Annotated in this window: 18 protein-coding genes and 1 riboswitch; of the genes, 6 read left to right on the forward strand and 12 right to left on the reverse strand. The window is 70.3% G+C overall.

Annotated features, from left to right (window positions below; translation table 11 throughout):
• Positions 1-8 precede the first annotated feature (8 nt).
• Positions 9-728, reverse strand: a complete 720-nt coding sequence (gene rph / locus ACLNGM_RS07440) for a ribonuclease PH (RefSeq protein WP_416357793.1) — start codon at positions 726-728, stop codon at positions 9-11.
• Positions 729-836: 108 nt separating this feature from the next.
• Complete coding sequence (locus tag ACLNGM_RS07445; protein ID WP_416357794.1) at positions 837-1580, reverse strand: alpha/beta fold hydrolase; 744 nt, start codon at positions 1578-1580, stop codon at positions 837-839.
• A 181-nt stretch (positions 1581-1761) separates the two neighbouring features.
• Here ACLNGM_RS07445 and hrcA point away from each other — a divergent pair, with 181 nt between their 5' ends.
• Both hrcA and grpE read left to right on the forward strand, forming a co-directional pair.
• Entirely contained in the window at positions 1762-2889 is a 1128-nt protein-coding gene (gene hrcA, locus ACLNGM_RS07450; RefSeq protein ID WP_416357795.1) for a heat-inducible transcriptional repressor HrcA, read from the forward strand.
• 122 nt (positions 2890-3011) lie between these two features.
• Positions 3012-3752 (forward strand): nucleotide exchange factor GrpE, encoded by a 741-nt coding sequence (grpE, locus tag ACLNGM_RS07455; RefSeq protein ID WP_416357796.1) that lies wholly within the window; start codon positions 3012-3014, stop codon positions 3750-3752.
• A 216-nt stretch (positions 3753-3968) separates the two neighbouring features.
• On the opposite strand, the gene folD is transcribed toward grpE, so the two are convergent.
• Positions 3969-4871, reverse strand: a complete 903-nt coding sequence (folD, locus tag ACLNGM_RS07460; protein WP_416357797.1) for a bifunctional methylenetetrahydrofolate dehydrogenase/methenyltetrahydrofolate cyclohydrolase FolD — start codon at positions 4869-4871, stop codon at positions 3969-3971.
• 161 nt (positions 4872-5032) lie between these two features.
• Between folD and ACLNGM_RS07465 the strand changes: the two genes are divergently transcribed.
• Genes ACLNGM_RS07465 through ACLNGM_RS07475 form a run of 3 tightly spaced genes read left to right on the forward strand, consistent with a single transcriptional unit; the run spans position 5033 to position 7312 of the window.
• Complete coding sequence (locus ACLNGM_RS07465; protein WP_090962357.1) at positions 5033-5812, forward strand: 3-hydroxybutyrate dehydrogenase; 780 nt, start codon at positions 5033-5035, stop codon at positions 5810-5812.
• Between the two features lie 23 nt (positions 5813-5835).
• Positions 5836-5973, forward strand: coding sequence for a DUF3096 domain-containing protein (locus tag ACLNGM_RS07470; RefSeq protein ID WP_090962125.1), 138 nt, complete (start codon positions 5836-5838; stop codon positions 5971-5973).
• Between the two features lie 46 nt (positions 5974-6019).
• Positions 6020-7312, forward strand: a complete 1293-nt coding sequence (locus tag ACLNGM_RS07475; RefSeq protein WP_416357798.1) for an NAD(P)/FAD-dependent oxidoreductase — start codon at positions 6020-6022, stop codon at positions 7310-7312.
• A gap of 4 nt (positions 7313-7316) precedes the next feature.
• On the opposite strand, the gene cobO is transcribed toward ACLNGM_RS07475, so the two are convergent.
• The 7 genes from cobO to ACLNGM_RS07510 all read right to left on the reverse strand — a co-directional run bounded on the left by cobO (position 7317) and on the right by ACLNGM_RS07510 (position 15372).
• Positions 7317-7958 carry a cob(I)yrinic acid a,c-diamide adenosyltransferase gene (gene cobO, locus ACLNGM_RS07480; protein ID WP_416357799.1) on the reverse strand — a complete coding sequence of 214 codons (642 nt, stop codon included), beginning with the start codon at positions 7956-7958 and terminating at the stop codon, positions 7317-7319.
• Positions 7955-11668 carry a cobaltochelatase subunit CobN gene (gene cobN / locus ACLNGM_RS07485; RefSeq protein ID WP_416357800.1) on the reverse strand — a complete coding sequence of 1238 codons (3714 nt, stop codon included), beginning with the start codon at positions 11666-11668 and terminating at the stop codon, positions 7955-7957. The genes cobO and cobN overlap by 4 nt, the downstream gene beginning before the upstream one ends.
• 1 nt (position 11669) lies before the next feature.
• Complete coding sequence (gene cobW / locus ACLNGM_RS07490) at positions 11670-12746, reverse strand: cobalamin biosynthesis protein CobW (protein WP_416357801.1); 1077 nt, start codon at positions 12744-12746, stop codon at positions 11670-11672.
• Positions 12747-12750: 4 nt separating this feature from the next.
• Entirely contained in the window at positions 12751-13263 is a 513-nt protein-coding gene (gene cobU / locus ACLNGM_RS07495) for a bifunctional adenosylcobinamide kinase/adenosylcobinamide-phosphate guanylyltransferase (protein ID WP_416357802.1), read from the reverse strand.
• Positions 13260-13973: a CbtA family protein gene (locus ACLNGM_RS07500; protein ID WP_416357803.1), complete on the reverse strand. Its 714-nt coding sequence runs from the start codon at positions 13971-13973 to the stop codon at positions 13260-13262. The genes cobU and ACLNGM_RS07500 overlap by 4 nt, the downstream gene beginning before the upstream one ends.
• Positions 13974-14097: 124 nt before the next feature.
• Positions 14098-14277 (reverse strand): CbtB domain-containing protein, encoded by a 180-nt coding sequence (locus tag ACLNGM_RS07505; RefSeq protein ID WP_416357804.1) that lies wholly within the window; start codon positions 14275-14277, stop codon positions 14098-14100.
• Between the two features lie 31 nt (positions 14278-14308).
• Positions 14309-14547: riboswitch (cobalamin riboswitch) on the reverse strand.
• 210 nt (positions 14548-14757) lie between these two features.
• Positions 14758-15372, reverse strand: coding sequence for a VOC family protein (locus ACLNGM_RS07510; protein ID WP_416357805.1), 615 nt, complete (start codon positions 15370-15372; stop codon positions 14758-14760).
• Between the two features lie 104 nt (positions 15373-15476).
• On the opposite strand from ACLNGM_RS07510, the gene ACLNGM_RS07515 reads away from it, so the two are divergent.
• On the forward strand, positions 15477-16328 hold the full coding sequence (locus tag ACLNGM_RS07515; protein ID WP_416357806.1) for an SDR family NAD(P)-dependent oxidoreductase: 852 nt from the start codon (positions 15477-15479) through the stop codon (positions 16326-16328).
• A gap of 7 nt (positions 16329-16335) precedes the next feature.
• On the opposite strand, the gene ACLNGM_RS07520 is transcribed toward ACLNGM_RS07515, so the two are convergent.
• Positions 16336-16920, reverse strand: coding sequence for a cytochrome b (locus tag ACLNGM_RS07520; RefSeq protein WP_416357807.1), 585 nt, complete (start codon positions 16918-16920; stop codon positions 16336-16338).
• A gap of 88 nt (positions 16921-17008) precedes the next feature.
• The gene (locus ACLNGM_RS07525; RefSeq protein ID WP_416358407.1) at positions 17009-18472 is read right to left on the reverse strand and encodes a cobyric acid synthase; all 1464 of its coding nucleotides are present in this window, start codon (positions 18470-18472) and stop codon (positions 17009-17011) included.

Here is an 18472-nt window from a genome sequence, read left to right on the forward strand (position 1 = left end):
AGCCCGGCTCAGGCGCCGAGCACCGCCTTCTGCTTTTCGACGAGCTGGCGGATGCCGGCGTCCGCCAGACCGAGCAGCGCATCGAGCTCGGCGCGCGAGAACGGCTCGCCCTCGGCCGTGCCCTGGATCTCGACGATGCCGCCGCGCCCGGTCATCACGAAGTTGGCGTCGGTCTCGGCGGCCGAGTCCTCGAGATAGTCGAGGTCGAGCACCGGCGTGCCCTGATGGATGCCGCAGGAGATGGCAGCTACGTGATCCTTGAGGACCGCGTCGCGCTTGACCATGCCGCGCGTCTCCATCCAGGCGAGGCAGTCCGACAGGGCGACGAAGGCGCCGGTGATGGCGGCCGTGCGCGTGCCGCCGTCGGCCTGAATCACGTCGCAGTCGACGGTGATCTGGCGCTCGCCGAGCGCCTGAAGGTTGACGACGGCGCGGAGCGAGCGGCCGATCAGGCGCTGGATCTCCTGCGTGCGGCCGGACTGCTTGCCGGCGGCCGCCTCGCGGCGCATGCGCTCGCCCGTGGCGCGCGGCAGCATGCCATATTCGGCCGTGACCCAGCCCTTGCCGGTGTTCTTCAGCCAGCCGGGGACGCGCTCCTCGAGGCTGGCGGCGCAGAGCACGTGCGTATCGCCGAACTTGACGAGGCAGGAGCCCTCGGCGTGGCGCGAGACGCCGCGCTCCAGCGAGACGGGCCGCAATTCGTCGTTCTGGCGTTTGGAAGGCCGCATGGAGTGTCCGCTCGGGCTGGGTAAGGTGTTGCGGTCTCCTTAACGCATACCATCGGCGACCGGAAGCGGCGGCGCCGATTATGCGCCGCCGGCCGCCGCGAGCACCCGTCAGCCCGCCCGTGCGGCGACCTCGGCGATCTCGCGCACGCACGTCTCGATCAGCCGCTCGCGCAGGGCGAGCGTCTGCCAGCCGTGGTCGCCGCCAGGATAGGACGTCAGCCGCGCCTCCGGCCAGACGGCATGGTAGCGCTCGGCATAGCGGAACGGCACCACCTCGTCGGCCTCGCCGTGATGGAGGAAGACGGGACCGCGATAGGCCGAGAGGCCCGCATAGGCGTCGTAGCCCTCCATGCCGCGCACGAAGGCGGGACCGATCGCCTGGCCGTTCACGTCGAACGGCTCGCCGGCGAGGATCGAACCATAGGGCCGACCCAGGATTTTGCCGTTCGCCACCTCGTCGACGCTCGCGGCGGCTGGGGCGAGGAGGGTGAGGCTCGCGATCGTGTCGGGCCGGCGGCCGGCGAGCGTCGCCGATTCCATCCCGCCCAGCGAATGGCCGACCAGGTGCACCGGAGGGGGCGCGAGGTCGCACATGGCCGACAACTGCGCCAGTTCGTCCGGTACGTTCACGTCGAAGAAGCGGCCGTCGCTCTCGCCATGACCGGCGCGGTCGAAGCTCACGACGTCGAAGCCCTTGGCGGCCAGCGCCCGCGCCAGTTCGACGAACATGCGGTTGTTGCCCATCCGGTTGCTGGAAAAGCCGTGCGCCAGGAGGACGTGGCCGGCATGGCCGCCGGGGTAGCGTGTGCCGCGAAGCGTCAGGTCGCCGTGCTGGAGTTCGAGGGGTTCCATGGGGCTTCGCGTCCTGTCGGATTTCGGTCTCGTCTAGCTAGATCGGATCGCACCCGAGGCCACCGTCGCGGTCCCGCGCGTCCCGATCGGCAGGACGGTGCGCAGGTCCCCCGATTTCCCCGCGCCTGCGCCATCGCGGCGCTTGGCCGGGCCCACGCCGATCCATATATTCGGGACCGTCATGAAGTTCGGCCCCTCGCTCTCCCTCCCGCGTGATCCCCTGGATCGGCGCCTCGACCTCGGGCAGGCGCTCGACGAGCGCTCGCGCGAGATCTTTCGGCTGATCGTCGACAGCTATCTCGAATCGGGCGAGCCGGTCGGCTCGCGCAACCTGTCGCGCCTCCTGACCAACCAGCTTTCGCCCGCCTCGATCCGCAACGTCATGTCGGACCTCGAGGCGCTCGGCCTGATCTACGCGCCGCATGTCTCGGCGGGACGCCTGCCGACCGAGATCGGCCTGCGCTTCTTCGTCGACGCCTTCCTCGAAACCGGCGACCTGCCGGAGCGCGAGCGCCTTGAGATCGAGGAGCGCGTGCGGGCCGAAGGCGAGCGTCGTCCCGTCGACGCGCTTCTGACCGAGGCCTCGCAGCTTCTTTCCGGCCTGTCGCGCGGGGCGGGGATCGTGCTGGCCTCCAAGGCCGACATCCGGCTGAAGCACATCGAGTTCGTGCGCCTCGATGCGACGCGCGCGCTGGTCGTGCTCGTCGGCGAAAACGGCGAGGTCGAGAACCGCGTCCTCGAACTGACGCCCGGCATCACCGCCTCGCAGCTCGTGGAAGCCGCCAATTTCCTCAACGCACATGTCGTCGGGCGCACGCTCGGTGAGGCGCGCGCCCGCATCGCCGCCTTGAAGGACGACACCGCCCGCGCGCTCGACCGCCTGTCGCAGGAACTCGTCGAGGCGGGGCTCGCCGTGTGGTCGGGCGAGGGTGCGGGCACGCCGTCCCGCCTCATCGTGCGCGGTCGCGCCAACCTTCTCGACAGCGTCACCGCGGCCCCCGACCTCGAACGCCTGCGCCACCTCTTCGACGATCTCGAATCGAAGAGCTCGATCATGGAGCTCATCGATCTCGCCGAAGCCGGCAACGGCGTGCGCATCTTCATCGGGTCGGAGAACAAGCTGTTCTCGATGTCGGGCTCGTCGCTGGTGATCGCGCCCTACAGCGACGGCGACGACCGGGTGATCGGCGCCGTCGGCGTGATCGGCCCGACGCGCCTCAACTATCGGCGCATCGTGCCGATGGTGGACTACACCGCCCGGCTCGTCTCGCGCCTTCTTTCGGGCACCGCGCCGCCCCGTCGGCCTTGATTTTCCGCCCGCCCCATTCGATATCCCGCACCGACCCATTCCCGGCCGCGACGGCCGTCGACCCATCGCGTCGACGGCGGGAACTGGCCCGATCTTCCCATGACGAAGGAGCGCCCTCTTCGATGACGAGCGACACCGACAAGACGGCAGGCGAACGCCAGGGCGAGGCGGCGACGACGGGCGGACAGGCCTTCTTCAAGGGCGGCGGCAGCGCCGGGGCGACCGCCGGCGACATGAACGCGCCGCACATCGAGACGCCGACGGGCGATGACGATACGGTCCCGACCTGGGGCGGCAACCACGCCACTGACGCCGACCGCGCCCGCGTCGCCGAACTCGAGACCGAGAATGCCGACGTCAAGGACCGCCTGCTGCGCCTTGCCGCCGACATGGAGAACCTGCGCCGGCGCACCGAGCGCGAGATCAAGGACGCGCGCCAGTTCGCGGTCGCCAACTTCGCCCGCGACATGCTCTCGGTGTCGGACAATCTCGACCGCGCCATCCAGGCCCTGCCGGCCGGGGCGCGAGAGAGCGGCGACGCCGGCTTCACCGCGCTCGTCGAGGGCGTCGAGATGACCGGCCGCTCCATGCTGTCGGCCATGGAGCGCCACGGCGTGAAGAAGCTCGAGCCGCTCAACCAGCGCTTCGATCCGAACTTCCACCAGGCGATGTTCGAGGTCCCGAACCCGGACCTGCCCGCTAATACCGTGGTGCAGGTCGTCCAGGAAGGCTACGCCATCGGCGAGCGCGTCCTCCGCCCCGCCCTCGTCGGCGTGTCGAAGGGCGGCCCCAAGGGCGCGGCTCCCACCGCTGGCGTCGACAGCAAGCTCGGCGTGCCGGACGAGAGCACCAAGGACGCCTGAGGGCGCGGCGAGGGGATGGGCAGGGGCGCCGCCCCTGCACCCCGCCAGGGGACATGATGTCCCCTGGACCCCTCCTCATTCGAAGAGTGTCCAAAGACGAAGGGGGCCAGCGGCCCCTTCGTCTTTGGAAAGATCGTCAAATGAAAAGAAGGGTTCGGGAATTCATTCCCGAGCGGGGACCGGGGCAGCAGCCCCGCCGATCCCCGGCCGCGCCCCTCAGAACGTCGGCGGCGTCTCGCCGGCCGCGCGGTAGGCGGCGGTGACGGTGTTGGCCATGAGCATGGCGATGGTCATCGGGCCGACGCCGCCGGGAACGGGGGTGATGGCCGAGGCGATCTGGCTTGCGGGCTCGAAGGCGACGTCGCCGACGAGGCGGGTCTTGCCTTCGCCGCGCTCGGGCGCGTCGATCCGGTTGATGCCGACGTCGATGACGACGGCGCCCGGCTTGATGCAGTCGGGGCCGAGCGCCTGCGGGCGGCCGATCGCGGCGACGAGGATGTCGGCCTCACGGCAAAGGGCGGGCAGGTCCTTCGTGCGGGAGTGGGCGACGGTGACGGTGGCGTTGGCGAGAAGGAGTAGCTGCGCCATCGGCTTGCCGACGAGGTTGGAGCGGCCGACGACGACGGCGCGCCGGCCCGACAGGTCGTCGCCCAGCACCCGGCGCAGCATCACCATGCAGCCGGCGGGCGTGCAGGGCACGAAGGCCTCACGGGCGAGGCCCGACGCGAGACGCCCGGCATTGACGACAGTGAGGCCGTCGACGTCCTTGTCCGGATGGATGCGACCGACGACGGCGTCGGCGTCGAGGCCCTTGGGCAGCGGCAGCTGCTGAAGGATGCCGTGGATGGCGGGATCGGCGTTCAGCCGGTCGATCAGGGCAAGGAGGTCGGCCTGCGGCACGTCGGCGGGCAGCGTGTGGGTGACGGAGTGGAAGCCGCATTCCCGCGCCATGCGCCCCTTGGAGCCAACATAGACCTGGCTCGCGGGGTCTTCGCCGACCAGCACCACGGCGAGCCCCGGCTTTACGCCCCTGCGCGATTCGAGGTCGGCGGCCGCCTGCTTGACCTTCGCCAGCACGTCCTCGGCCACCGCCTTGCCGTCGATCCTCGTCGCTGCCATCGAAACCGTTCCCTGTCCGAGCGCCATGTTGCGGCGCTTATAAAGCGCGAACGGCGGGCGCGCGAGTATCGAGGCGTCGTTTGGCGAGGACGGCGGGGCTGTTCGCCGGCTCCGGGGCTTCTATCATCTGCGGCATCGAGAGCCGGCAGGGGACGGGCGTCATGCAGCTTCAGGGACAGGTCGCGGTGGTCACGGGCGCAGGGTCGGGCATCGGCCGGGCGATCGCGCTGGCCTTTGCGCGCGAGGGCGCGAGCGTCGGCATCGCCGACATCGCCGCGGACGGCGCGCAGAAGGTCGCGGCCGAGATCGAGGCGGCGGGCGGGACGGCTCTGGCGGTGACGATGGACGTCACCGACGAGGCGATGGTGAACGCCGGCGTCGACCGGATCGCCGAGCGCTTCGGGCGTCTCGACGCGATGGTGGCCAATGCCGGGATCCAGATCGTCCACCCGATCGAGGAGTTCCCCTACGAGGAGTTCCGACGCGTGGTGGACATCCACCTCGGCGGCTCGTTCCTGCTCACCAAGGCGGCCGTGCGGCACATGTATCCGAAGAAGCGCGGTGCGCTGATCTACATGGGCTCGGTGCACAGCCACGAGGCCTCGGCGCTCAAAAGCGCCTATGTCGCCGCCAAGCACGGCATCCTCGGCCTCGCCCGCACGATGGCGAAGGAGGGCGGCAAGCACGGCGTGCGCTCCAACGTCATCTGCCCCGGCTTCGTGCGCACGCCCCTCGTCGAGAAGCAGATTCCCGAGCAGGCGCGCGACCTCGGCATTTCCGAGGAGGAGGTCGTCAAGAACGTGATGCTCGGGCGCACCGTGGACGGTGAGTTCACGACGCTGGAAGACGTCGCGGCGCTCGCCGTCTTCCTCGCCGGCTTCCGCTCGGCCGCGCTCACCGGCCAGTCGATCACCGCCAGCCACGGCTGGTACATGGGCTGACCCCAAGGCTTTCGGAGACGACCATGGATATCATCACGATCCAGCCGATCGGGGCGCTGATTGCCGGCGTCCTGATCCTCTTGATGCCGCGCCTCCTGAACTACATCGTCGCGATCTACCTGATCGTGATCGGTATCACGGGGCTGATGGGAACCATCTAGCCCCGCAGGTCTTCGCGTTGCGGAACGCAACGGACGAGGAACGGGCATGGTGGATCGGGCGACGGGACGGCGGGTGCTGATCCTGGGCGGCGGCGCGGGCGGTCTGGAACTCGCCTCGCAACTGGCGGGCAGGGACGGCGTCGAGGTGACGCTGGTCGATCGCGAGATGACCCACCTCTGGAAGCCGCGGCTCCACGAGTTCGCCGCCGGCACCGTCTCGTCGACGCTTGCCGAGATTTCCTTCTACATGCTGGCGCGCATGCGCGGCTTCCATTTCGAACAGGGCGAGGTGCGGGCCGTCGACCGCGGCGGCGGCCGGGTCGAGCTCGCGCCGATGCACGACGAGGAGGGGCGCGAACTCGCGCCTGCGCGCTTCCTCGCCTACGATCTCCTGGTGGTGGCGCTCGGCGGCGTCACGCCCGACTTCGGCACGGAGGGCGTCGCCGAGAACGCCGTGCGCCTCGACCGCCCCGAAGATGCGGAAGACTTCCGCACGCGCTTTGCCGGCGTGATGATCCGGGCGCGGGCGAGCGGCATGCCGGCCGAGGTTGTGATCGTCGGCTCCGGCGCGACGGGCACCGAACTTGCCGCGCATCTTCGCAACTCGGAGACCGGCTTTCTTCTTCGCGGCGGCAAGGCGAAGGCCGAGCGGCTGCTCGGCATCACCATCCTCGAATCCGCCGATGTCATCATGCCCGGCATCGACGACGCCCTGCGCGCCAAGCTCGTCGAGCGCCTGAAGGACCTCGACGTGAAGACGGTGACCGACGCCAAGGTCGCGGCGATTGAGTCCAACGCCGTGCGCTCGGTCTCGGGCGAGCGCTGGCCGGCCGACGTCGCGGTCTGGGCGGCGGGCCTCATCGGGCAACCGGTCCTGAAGCGGCTTGCCGACTTCGAACTCGACGACAAGGGCCGCATCCGGGTCGACCGTACCTTGCGTGCCACGGTGGATGAGCGGATCTACGTGATGGGCGATGCAGCGAGCATGGTGCCGAAGGGCAGCGAGAAGCCGCTGCCGCCGACCGCACAGGTCGCCTCGCAGCAGGCCGACTACCTCGCCGAGACCATCCCGCTGCTTCTCCAGGGCCAGCCGGTCGAGCCCTTCGAGTATCGCGACCGCGGGCGGCTCGTGCAGCTCGGCCGCGCCGGAACGGTGGGGCGCATCGGCTCCGGCCACGGCGACGACTTCCTGATCCACGGCCAGTTCGCGACTGCGGCCTACAACGCCCTGCAGCGCCAGCACCAGTGGAAGGTGCTGGGGCGCCTGCGCGGGACGGTCGCGATCTTCGCCGACATGCTGTCGCCGGCCAAGGGACCGGCGCTGAAGCTGCACGGCTGACGCGTCAGAACTCGATGCCGCGCTGCGCCTTGATGCCGGAGCGGAAGGGATGCTTGACCATCTCCATTTCGGTGACGAGGTCGGCGAACTCGATGAGTTCGTCGCGCGCGTTGCGGCCCGTAATGACGACGTGCTTCATCTCGGGCTTGTGGTCGCGCAGGAAGTCTACGACCTCCTCGACCGGAATGTATTCGTAGCGCAGGACGATGTTGAGCTCGTCGAGCACCACCATCTGATGCTCATCGTCCGCGATCATCGCCTTGGCGCGGTCCCAGGCCTGGCGCGCCGCGGCGATGTCGCGCTGGCGGTCCTGCGTCTCCCAGGTGAAGCCGTCGCCCATCGCGGTGATCGTCACCTCGCCGGGGAAACGCTCCAGCGCCTGACGCTCGCCGGTCTCCCACTTGCCCTTCACGAACTGGACGATGCCGACCTTCATCCCGTTGCCGAGGGCGCGGAAGACGAGGCCGAAGGCGGCGGTCGACTTGCCCTTGCCCTTGCCGGTGTGGACGATCACGAGTCCCTTTTCCTGCGTCTTCGTCGCAAGGATCTTGTCACGCGCCGCCTTCTTCTTCTTCATCTTCTCGGCGTGGCGCGCGTCAAGTTCCTCCTCGGTCATCGCGGCAAGGAGCGGGGATTTCTCGCTCATGAATGGTGATCCTCCGTTGCGAGGGTGAATTGTGCCGAGTTGGAGCGCGGACGCCAGAGGCCGCGCGCGATGGCTTCCCGGAAGCGCGCCCGCATCTCGGCCATTGCCGCCGGATTGTTGGCTTCGAGGAAGGCCGCGACCGTCTCGTCCTCGAGATAGGCGGCGTGGACGAGGTCGAAGTGCCGGTCGGCCACCGCGTTCGTGGTGGCGGCGAAGGCGAAGAGATAGTCCACCGTCGCCGCCATCTCGAAGGCGCCCTTGTAGCCGTGGCGCATGACGCCGGCGATCCACTTCGGATTGACGACGCGCGCCCGCACGACGCGCGCGATCTCCTCGTCGAGGGTGCGGATCACTGGGCGCTCCGGGCGCGAGTGGTCGGTGTGGTAGGCCGCGGGCGCCCGGCCCGACAGGTGCTCGACGGCGGCGCTCATTCCGCCTTCGAACTGGTAGTAATCGTCCGAATCCAGAAGGTCGTGCTCGCGATTGTCCTGGTTCTGGATCACCGCCTCGATCATCCCAAGCCGCGTCTCGAAGGCGGCGCGCTCGGGCATGCCCTCCGCATCCGCGCCATAGGCATAGGCGCCCCAGACGAGAAAGGACTCCGCAAGGTCACTGCGCGTCTGCCAGCCGCCCTCGTCGATCAGCGCCTGGAGGCCTGCGCCGTAGGCACCGGGTTTCGAGCCGAAGACGCGGTAGCCGGCCTGCCGCCGAGCCTCGCCGGGCTCGAGCCCTTCGCGTTCCAGCGCGCGCGCTTCCCGCGCCATGCGGGCGGCGATCGGATTGTCGTCTTCGTCCTCCTCCAGCGCGCCGACCGCGCGGCAGGCGCGGTCGAAGAGGGCGATCTGGTCGGGAAAGGCGTCGCGGAAGAAGCCGGAGACGCGCAGCGTCACGTCGACGCGCGGTCGGCCGAGGACGGCCGGCGGCAGGATCTCGAAGCCGGTGACGCGCCCCGACGCGCGGTCCCAGGTCGGCTTGGCGCCGATCAGGGCGAAGCCTTGCGCGATGTCGTCGCCGCCGGTGCGCATGTTGGCGGTGCCCCAGCAGGTGAGGCCCGCCGTGCGCAGCCAGTCGCCGTGGTCCTGCAGGTGGCGCGTGACGAGAAGCTCGGCGGACTTGCGGCCAAGGGCCCAGGCCGCCTCCGTCGGCACGGCGCGGGTGTCGACGGAGAAGAAGTTGCGGCCCGTCGGCAGAACGTCCGGACGCCCGCGCGTCGGCGCGCCGGAGGGGCCGGGGGGCACGAAGCGGCCGTCGAGACCGGCGAGTAGCCCTCCGATCTCCGCCTCGCCGCAGGCGGCGATCGCCGGTTTCAGGCGTGTCGCGATCTCGGAGAGAACGGCTGGGGTGGCCTCCCAGCCTTGTTCAGGAACCTCCGTTCCCGCGACGAGGCGCGAGGACAGGAGTTCCAGCCGCTCCACCGTGTCGCCCGCGGTCCGCCAGGGCTCGGCGGTTTGCCGCTGGAGAGCGGCGGGACATGGGCCGTCCCAGGGCGCGCCCATCGCGCAGTCCAGCGGATCGAACCCGTCGAGACCGCAGTCTCGCCCAAGCGCCCGCAGGAGCGAGGCGTCCCCCTCCCGGTCGCCGCGCGGCAGGCGCGCGAGCGCGACCGCGAGATCGTCGAGGAGCCGGCCGTCCGGAGCGCGCCCGAAGACGTGCAGCCCGTCGCGGATCTGCATCTCCTTCAGGTCGCAGAGCCAGGCGTCGAGCCGTTCGAGCGCCGCGTCGTCCACCTCGTCGACGTGGAGGCCGGCGTCGCGCCCGAGCCCGGTTTCTCCGAGCATCTCGACGATTTGCCGCTTCAGGAGCGCGGTGCGGCGGGGGTCGCCCTGCGCCGCCTCGTAATATTCGTCCACGAGGCGTTCGAGGTCGCGCGCGGGCCCATGGCTTTCGGCGCGCGTCAGCGGCGGGGTGAGGTGGTCGACGATCACGGCAGCGGAGCGGCGCTTGGCCTGCGTCCCCTCGCCGGGGTCGTTGACGATGAACGGATAGAGATGGGGCAGGGGGCCGAGCACGGCCTCGGGGAAGCAGGCGTCCGAGAGCGCCAGCGCCTTGCCGGGCAGCCATTCGAGATTGCCGTGCTTGCCCATGTGCACGATCGCCTGCGCGCCGAACGTCTCGCTGAGGTAAGCGTAGGTGGCGAGATACCCGTGCGGCGGCGCGAGGTCCGGCGCGTGATAGGTCTCCTTCGGGTCGATGTTGTAGCCGCGCGCCGGCTGGACGCCGACGATGACCTCCCCGAACCGGGCAAGCGGCAGGGCGAAGCCGTGGGCGGCGTCGAAGAACGGATCGTTCTCCGGCGCGCCCCAGCGCTCGGCCATCGCCGTGCGGGCCGCGGCCGGCAGGGCGTCGAAGACGCGGCGGTAGTCGGCGAGCGGCAGCGTCTCGCGGATCTCACGCGCGTCGCGTCCGGCATTGGTCGGTCCCGCCTGGAGATGGGCGATCAGCGCGTTGCCGTCGTCCGGCAGGGGGCCGGTCCGGTAGCCTGCCGCCTGCATCGCGCGGAGAACCTCGATCGTGCCGGCCGGGGTGTCGAGCCCGACGCCGTTGCCGATCCGCCCGTCCCGGTTGGGATAGTTGGCGAGAAGGATGGCGATCCGGCGCTCAGGCGCCGGCGTCCGCCGCAGCGCCGCCCAGCGCGCAGCGAGCGCCGCCGCGAAGGCGATGCGGCCGGGCTCGGGGCGATGGGCGACGATGTCGCTCTGCGTGCGCTCATGCCAGTCGCCGGCCGACTTGAAGGCGAGGGCGCGCGCGAGCACCCGGCCATCGACCTCCGGCAGGGCGACGTTCATGGCGAGATCGCGCGCCGAGAGCCCTTGCGACGACGCGTCCCAGGCTGCCCGCGTGGTGCCGGCAAGGACCCCCTGCAGGACGACTGCACCGCCTTCGTCCAGCACGGTCGCCGCGAAGGGGCGGCCGGGGGCGGAGGTGGCGAACCCTGTGAGATTGATCACGACGTCCGGCGCGCGCGGCGCGAAGAGCGCGCGTAGCGTCTCCGCGCTGACGGGGTCCTTGAGGCCGGAGACATAGGCGGCCAAGACGTCGAACCCTTGAGCCTCCAGCGCCTCGGCGAGCGCCTCCACCGTCTCCGTCTGCCCGCTCTGGATGAGGGCGCGGTAGAAGACGACGGCGGCGAGCGGCCGCGCGGCGACCGGCGCGGGCGCGCGCGGGCGCTCCAGTCGCCCGGCTTTGAGGATCGGGCGGGCCGGCGCCTCGTCCGGCACAAGCCCGTCGGCGAGCGCAAGGCACGCCCGCAGAAAGGCATCGGCATTGGCGGCTCCGCCCTCGCGCAGGTAGGCCCAGAGCCGCTCGCGCTCGGGCTCCGCCAGCGTCGAATAGGCGTCGAGACCGGGGTCGGGTCGGTCGTCGCCCGGCAGCACGCAGAGCGCAAAGCCATGGCGCCGCGCCGCCGCGCTCCAGGCCTCGCAGCCGTGCCGCCAATAGGCCGCGCCGCCAAGAAGCCGGATCACCACGAGGCGCACATGCGGCGCGAGCGCCCCGACATGCGTGTCCACCGACATCGGGTGCGCGAGGCGCAGAAGGTTGGCAAGGCGAAGCACCGCCCCGTCCAGCGCCAGCCGGTCGGCGGCAAACGCCAGCGCGGCGAGCTCGGTGTCGGCCGCCGACAGGACGATGACGCGCCCCGGCGTCTGCCCGAGGTCCACCGCCTCGCGCCCGTCCTGGATCGTCCCGCGCTGGAGGCTGAGAAGGTGCAAGCTACTCGGCCGCCGCGGCCGGCGCCTCGGCCAGCGCCGCGATGCCCTCGCGGATCGCCGCCTCGCCGTCCTCGATCGCGTCGTGGAGGCCGATCACGACGAAGCGCGAGACGCGCGCCTCGCCGGCTGAGAAGGGCCGGTCGAAATAGGTCTCGATCCGGCCGCCGACGGCTTGAACGACAAGGCGCATCGGCTTGCCCCGGATCGCGGCGAAGCCCTTGAGGCGCAGGACGTCGTGCCGCGCGATGACGCTCGTCAGACCCGCCGTCAGCGCCTCGACGGAGACATATTCCCCACCCTCCGCGACGATGCTCTCGAAGTCCTCGTGATCGTGGCTATGGCCGTCGGCATGGTGGATCTCGTGGTGCGAGCGGCGGTCGGCGATGAGATCCTCCGTGCCGGCCTTGAGGCCAAGGAGGATGTCGGCGGGCAGGCGCCCGTTCTCGGCGGTCACGACGGCGAGCTTGCGGCCGGCTTCCGCCTCGACCTTCGCGCGGACGGCGGCCAGAGCCGCGGCATCCACGAGATCGGCCTTGTTGAGGACGAGGAGGTCGGCGGCGCGGATCTGGTCCTCGAAGAGCTCCTCCAGCGGATTGTCGTGGTCGAGGCTCTCGTCGGCCTCGCGCGCGGCCTGGACCTTGGCCTCGTCGTCGGCGAAGCGCCCGGCGGCGACGGCCGCCGCGTCGATCACGGTGACGACGCCGTCGACGGTGACGCGCGCCTTGACCTCGGGCCAGTTGAAGGCGGCCACCAGCGGCTGGGGCAGGGCGAGGCCCGAGGTCTCGATCACGATGTGGTCGAGCCGGTCGGCGCGCTCCAGGAGCGTTTCCATCGTCGGGATGAAGTCGTCGGCGACGGTGCAGCAGATGCAGCCGTTGGTGAGTTCCACGACGTCCTCCTCGCGGCAGGTCCGGGCGTCGCAGCCCTTCAGGATGTCGCCGTCGACGCCGAGGTCGCCGAACTCGTTGATGATCAGCGCGATGCGCCGGCCCTCGGCGTTCTGAAGGAGGTTGCGGATCAGCGTCGTCTTGCCGGCCCCGAGGAAACCGGTGATCACGGTGGCGGGAATCTTCTGCATGGGATCAGCCCTTGAGCTTGAGCGGCAGGCCGGCGGCGACGAAGGTCACCGCGTCGGCGAGGGCCGCGACGCGTTGGTGGAGCCGGCCGGCATGGTCGCGAAACTCGCGCGCCATCCGGTTGTCCGGGACGATGGAAAGGCCGACCTCGTTGGAGACGATCACGACGAGGCCGGGAAGCGGCGTGCGCAGCGCCTCGGCCAGCGCATCCGAGGCGGCGGGAATGTCGCCGTCCTCCAGCATCAGGTTGGTGAGCCAGAGGGTGAGGCAGTCGACGAGGATGGCCCGGTCGTCGCGCGCCTCTCGGTTGAGGGTCTCGGCGAGCGCCAGCGGCTCCTCGATCGTCTCCCACGGGGGCGGGCGACGCTCGCGGTGCTCTTGGATCCGCGCCCGCATCTCGGCGTCGAACGCACGGCCCGTCGCGAGATAGAGGGGGTGGAGGCCGCTGCCGAGGACCATGTCCTCGGCCAGCGCGCTCTTGCCCGAGCGCGCCCCGCCGAGGACGAAATGAAGGCTCATGCCGGAACGGCGACGGCGCGCCGGGCCCGATCGAGCCCAAGGCCGAGCAGAGCGCCCGTCATGGCCCACAGGGAGGCCGACAGACTGAGCGATGCGACGGCGAACTCGGCGGCGAGCGCCGCCGGCACGGGGCTTGCAAGATCGGCCGGATGCGGCGCGCCGACGAGGTGCGGCAGGAGAAGCAGCGCGAGCCCGCCAAGAATCGCCGCGCTCGAGCGGCGCGACACGAGGAGCCACAGGCCGCCCGCCGTCAGCGCGACCGTCGCGAGCCACCACGCCTGACGCGCCGCAAGATCGGCCGCGGGCATGGCGGGAAGCTCGGGCGGCAGGCCGAGCGCCGGAGCAAGCGTGACGGCCGCAAACCCGGCCAGACCCCAGACGGCGCCGTTGCGAAGCGTCACCGGCCGGTCAAGGCCGAGGCTCGCCGCCAGAATCAGGAGCGAGAAGGCCGCGCCGATGACGACGTTGGCCACGAGCGTCCCACCGAGGCGGGCGACATCGCCGCTCTCCTCGTGCGTTGCTCCACTGTGGGCCTGGGCCGGTGTGACCAGGCGGAGCGACGAGGCCGCGTGGTCATGCTCCGTGCCGCCGCCCTCGTAGGTTTCGGCCGCCAGAATCAGTGGCGTCGTCTTGAGGTGCTGGAGCGGCGTGATGACGACGCCGGCGAGAATGCCGGCAAGAAGCGCGGCGAGAAAATAGCGAACGAGCATGGGACTTCCCCTTCCGGCCGGCGGGTCGCTGCGAAGCGACGCGCGGCGCGGCCGTGCCATAGGACGAGGCCTCCGCCGCCGGTCAGGCGAGCGGATGCGATCGATGGATCGAGGCGAGGAGCCTCTAGTGGCAGGGCAGGCCCATGGCATGGCGCGCGTCGTGCGCCGTGTCGTGCAGCGCGTCGGCGCCGGCAAATCCGGCCCCCCAGAGGAGGAGCGCGCCGGCGGCGAAGGCGAGAAGCGCGGCCGGCAGGCGCGCGGACAGGGCGGGGCTTCGAGCGGTGCTCGTCGTGGACGACGTCATGGTGTTCAACCTCCGTGACAGCGGCCGGAATGGCCGCCTCGAGACGGATGGCAGGTCTCCTGGCTCACGGGTCACCGGTCGTCCCCCTGCCTTCCCGGACGGTCCCGTCCAGTGGCGTTTCCGGCAGAACCCTGCCGGCGGAGGCACCTCGCCGTTCTACAGTCGCGGGGTCGGCTGCGATACGGGCCCTTGGTTTAAGTCGGCCCTTCGCATTCCCTCTTAGCCTGCCCGCGCGAGTTGCGGGGCAGGACCATCCGCGCGCGAGGATAGACGAAGCGGGGTTCCAGTCAATCGAAGAGGCGCAAGAGGGGCGAGACGTTGAGGTGGGATTGGCGCGAAGCAAGCCGGGGCGTGCTGTGCGATGGGCAGCTTCGGCCCAACCCGGTCGCCCGAACTGCCGTCGAGGCTTCTCTAAAGCGGTTGTTTGCCGTGCCCCCGTCGACATCGGATCAGTGCGGCAAGCGATCTTTCCCGGCGGCATCACAAATCTTGGACGGAGGCTGGCGGCTGCATGAACTCGATCGTCGCGCCGTCTGGGCCAACAACATAGATCACGCGCGTTCCAGCCCGCGCACCGCTTGCGATCGGCTGCGGAATGCCTTGCGCCTTCCAGCCGTAGGTGGCGATCCGCGCCAGAATCGCGTCGATGTCATCGACCACGAGGGCCAGATGCGCAAAGCCCGGGTCGAACGGCTTGGCCAGCACAGTTGAGCGATTCAGACCTCGATATTCCAAGAGCTCGATCGTCTGACCCGCCAGCGAGATGATCGCCATGCGAACCTGTGCCCCATGCGCTCCCGTCACTTGGCCGAGGAACTCGCCCCCCATCTCGCCGGTTCGCACGAGTTGCGCGCCAAGCCCGTCGACCCAGAACCGAAGAGACTCGTCGAGGGAGGCGACCGCGAAGCCGACGTGATCGGCGCGACGCACGTGGATGCTAGTGTGTTCCATCATGCGAAACGTCTGGCTGGCAAAGGGGTTCAATCGTCTACAAAAGGTCGTCGCCAGTCTTCCGGCTATGTCCTCTTCGATGCATATGCCATTTGGAAACGGACCAGCAGGAAACCACGCTTGAGTCACCGTGTTCTCCGTCATAGACGCGCACCAATCCTCACCGCCACACACAAACCCGTCGGCCTTCCATCCTCCGCCCGCTCGGCTATCTCTTGCCCGAACGCCACTGCCGGAAGGCCCGACCCATGCACCATCCCGCCATCGCTCCGCTCCACACCGCCGTCGTGATCGGGGGCGCGGGGGGGATCGGGCTGGCGGCCGCGCGCCGCTTCGCCAAGGCCGGCCTCAAGGTCGCGGTGGTGGACCGGCGGATGGAGGACCTGACGAGCGCGCACGAAGAGCTCGTCGCGCTCGCCGACGGCGACGAGACGCGGATCGTGGCGGCGGCCTGCGACGTGAGCGATCGCGCCGGTCTGCAAAAGACGGCCGATCACATCGCCGAACGTCTCGGCAAGGTGCATGTCCTGATGAACAATGCCGGCATCCAGCCGGGCTCGTCGATTTTCGGGACCCAGGCCAACTGGGACGCCGTGCTGTCGATCAACCTCGGCGGCGTCATCAACGGCACGCGGATCTTCGGCCCGGCCATGATGGCGCATGGCGAGCCGGCGCTGATCGTCAACACCGGCTCCAAGCAGGGCATCACGACGCCGCCGGGCGATCCCGCCTACAACGTGTCGAAGGCGGGCGTGAAGGTGTTCACCGAGGCGCTGCAGCACGAGTTGCGCGAGACGGCGGGGCATCAGGTGGAGGCCGCGCTCCTCATACCCGGCTTCGTGTTCACCGGGCTGACCGCCAGGGGGCGCACCGAGAAGCCTGAGGGCGCCTGGACGCCCGACCAGACGATCGACTTCATGATGGACCGGCTGGAGGCGGGCGACTTCTACATCCTGTGCCCGGACGGCGAGACGGACCGGCGCACCGACGAGAAACGCATCCGCTGGGCGGCCGGCGACATCGTCGAGAACCGCCCGCCACTGTCGCGCTGGCACAAGGACTGGGCCGGCCGCTTCAAGGATTTTGCGACCGAGGACTGATCGGCGTTCAGACCGAGCGCAGCGAGCGCGGACCCCGCTCGGGGCCGCGCGTCATGTGGCGCAGCGTCGCGTCGCGCCGCACGAGCCCGTGCCAGAGCGCCATGGCGATGTGGCCGGCGATGAGCACGAAGAGCGTCCAGCCGAGGAAGCCGTGCAGGAGGTTGGCGGGCGCGGTCAGCGCCGGATTCGCCTCGCCGCCGGGCGCCACGAGTTCGATGCCGTAGACCCGCAAGCCCCGCCCGTTGTTCGCGGCGCGCAGGATGGCGAGCGAGGGCACGATCACCATCAAGAGATAGAGCACGAGGTGGCCGAGCGTCGCCGCGCGCTGGAGAAGCGGCGGGCCCTCGTGCGGGGGGCGCTGCTTCAGCTGCGACAGGCCCCAGGCGCCGCGCAGGAGCACGAGCACCCAGAGCGTGAAGCCGACGGAATAGTGCGTGCCCCAGAAAAAGCGCTCGATCGCCGTGTCCTCGGCGACCGCCGAGAGGAACACCGTCACGAACTGCCAGACGAAGAGGAGCGCCATCGTCCAGTGCAGCGTGCGCGACACGAGGCCGTATCCGAATCGCGAATCGGCGAGGGTCGATTTGGCCATGAAGCGGTGTCCCCGTTGCGTCCTCTCGATGTTGGAACGCTTCGAGATGGATTGCCAATTACGGAAACGACATCTTGCGCGCGGCCGATCAGCGCGCGCGGGCGATCCGTTCCAGCGCTGCGATGTCAAGCGAGGTCTCGAGCCGGGCGGCGATGGCATCGAGCGCCGCCTCGATCTCGCCCGCGTGCGAGCGTCCGCCGGGCGCCACCCCAAGCGTCGAGAGCCAGGTCTCGCGCCAGCGGTCCCCGGTGAAGAGGCCGTGGAGATAGGTGCCTGTCACCCGCCCGTCGGCACTCGCAGCGCCTTCCGGGCGGCCCGCGACGATGGCGAAGGGCCGCAAGCGGTCCGGCCCCTCGCTCCGGCCCATGTGGATCTCGTAGGCGGGGAACGCTGTCCCGTCCATCGCGAGGGCCTTGACCTGAGCGAGGGTCTTGGGTCCGAGAAGGCGCGTCTCGATGTCGAGAAGACCGAGACCCGCCGTCTCGCCCGCTTCGCCCTCGATGCCGTGGGGGTCGTTGATCCGCCGACCCAGCATCTGGTAGCCGCCGCAGAGCCCCAGCACCCGGCCGCCGCGTGCGTGGTGGTCGAGGATCGCGCGATCCCAGCCTTCTGCGCGCAGGGCCGTAAGATCGGCGATCGTCGCCTTGGAGCCCGGCAGCAGCACCAGTCCGGCCTCGCGCGGCCAGGACTCGCCCGGCCGGACGAGGCGCACGCAGACGCCGGGCGTCGCCGCCAGCGGATCGAGATCGTCGAAGTTGGCGATATGCGGCAGGCGCGGCACGGCGACGACGAGATCGCCCGGACGGGGCTCGGGCGCCGCGCGCCGATCGAGCGCCACGGAATCTTCCGCCGGCAGGCGCGCCGTCTCCGGCAGCCAGGGCACGACCCCGAGGCTCGGCCAGTTGGTGAACCGGGTGACGGCCGCAAGCCCCTCGTCGAAGAGCGAGACGTCGCCCCGGAACTTGTTGATCAGGAAGCCGTGGATCGGCGCGCGGTCGGCGGGCGGGAGGATCGCGTGCGTGCCGACCAAGGAGGCGATCACGCCGCCCCGGTCGATGTCGCCGACGAGGACGACCGGAACGCCGGCGGCGCGCGCGAAGCCCATGTTGGCGATGTCGCCGACCCGCAGGTTGATCTCGGCCGGCGAGCCCGCGCCCTCGACGACGACGAGGTCGGCGCCCTGCGAGATACGGGCGAAGCTGTCGAGGACGGCCGGCAGGAAGGTCGCCTTCAGCGCTTGGTAGTCGCGCCCGCGTGCCGTGCCGGCGACGCGGCCCTGCACTACGACCTGCGAGCCGGTCTCCGACTGCGGCTTGAGGAGCACCGGGTTCATGTGGACGCTCGGCGCGACGCGGCAGGCCGTGGCCTGGAGGGCCTGCGCCCGGCCGATCTCGCCCCATTCGCCGGCTTGGTCGTTCCAGGCGACGGCGGCGTTGTTGCTCATGTTCTGCGGCTTGAAGGGCCGCACCGCGAGGCCCCGGTTCGCGAACAGCCGGCAGAGGCCGGCGACGAGGACGCTTTTCCCGACGTCCGACCCCGTGCCCTGCAGCAT

Source organism: Aureimonas phyllosphaerae (genome assembly GCF_047943035.1).
Taxonomy (GTDB): Bacteria; Pseudomonadota; Alphaproteobacteria; order Rhizobiales; family Rhizobiaceae; genus Aureimonas; species Aureimonas phyllosphaerae.

Bases quoted from the DNA above. Each gene is read 5' to 3' on its own strand.
- folD (WP_416357797.1), bottom strand. From the start codon at position 4,871: ATGGCAGCGACGAGGATCGACGGCAAGGCGGTGGCCGAGGACGTGCTG.
- ACLNGM_RS07510 (WP_416357805.1), bottom strand. From the start codon at position 15,372: ATGACGGAGAACACGGTGACTCAAGCGTGGTTTCCTGCTGGTCCGTTT.
- ACLNGM_RS07475 (WP_416357798.1), top strand. From the start codon at position 6,020: ATGGTGGATCGGGCGACGGGACGGCGGGTGCTGATCCTGGGCGGCGGC.
- ACLNGM_RS07465 (WP_090962357.1), top strand. From the start codon at position 5,033: ATGCAGCTTCAGGGACAGGTCGCGGTGGTCACGGGCGCAGGGTCGGGC.
- ACLNGM_RS07515 (WP_416357806.1), top strand. From the start codon at position 15,477: ATGCACCATCCCGCCATCGCTCCGCTCCACACCGCCGTCGTGATCGGG.
- hrcA (WP_416357795.1), top strand. From the start codon at position 1,762: ATGAAGTTCGGCCCCTCGCTCTCCCTCCCGCGTGATCCCCTGGATCGG.
- ACLNGM_RS07500 (WP_416357803.1), bottom strand. From the start codon at position 13,973: ATGCTCGTTCGCTATTTTCTCGCCGCGCTTCTTGCCGGCATTCTCGCC.
- cobW (WP_416357801.1), bottom strand. From the start codon at position 12,746: ATGCAGAAGATTCCCGCCACCGTGATCACCGGTTTCCTCGGGGCCGGC.
- grpE (WP_416357796.1), top strand. From the start codon at position 3,012: ATGACGAGCGACACCGACAAGACGGCAGGCGAACGCCAGGGCGAGGCG.
- ACLNGM_RS07470 (WP_090962125.1), top strand. From the start codon at position 5,836: ATGGATATCATCACGATCCAGCCGATCGGGGCGCTGATTGCCGGCGTC.
- rph (WP_416357793.1), bottom strand. From the start codon at position 728: ATGCGGCCTTCCAAACGCCAGAACGACGAATTGCGGCCCGTCTCGCTG.
- ACLNGM_RS07445 (WP_416357794.1), bottom strand. From the start codon at position 1,580: ATGGAACCCCTCGAACTCCAGCACGGCGACCTGACGCTTCGCGGCACA.
- ACLNGM_RS07505 (WP_416357804.1), bottom strand. From the start codon at position 14,277: ATGACGTCGTCCACGACGAGCACCGCTCGAAGCCCCGCCCTGTCCGCG.
- ACLNGM_RS07525 (WP_416358407.1), bottom strand. From the start codon at position 18,472: ATGCTGCAGGGCACGGGGTCGGACGTCGGGAAAAGCGTCCTCGTCGCC.
- cobO (WP_416357799.1), bottom strand. From the start codon at position 7,958: ATGAGCGAGAAATCCCCGCTCCTTGCCGCGATGACCGAGGAGGAACTT.
- ACLNGM_RS07520 (WP_416357807.1), bottom strand. From the start codon at position 16,920: ATGGCCAAATCGACCCTCGCCGATTCGCGATTCGGATACGGCCTCGTG.
- cobU (WP_416357802.1), bottom strand. From the start codon at position 13,263: ATGAGCCTTCATTTCGTCCTCGGCGGGGCGCGCTCGGGCAAGAGCGCG.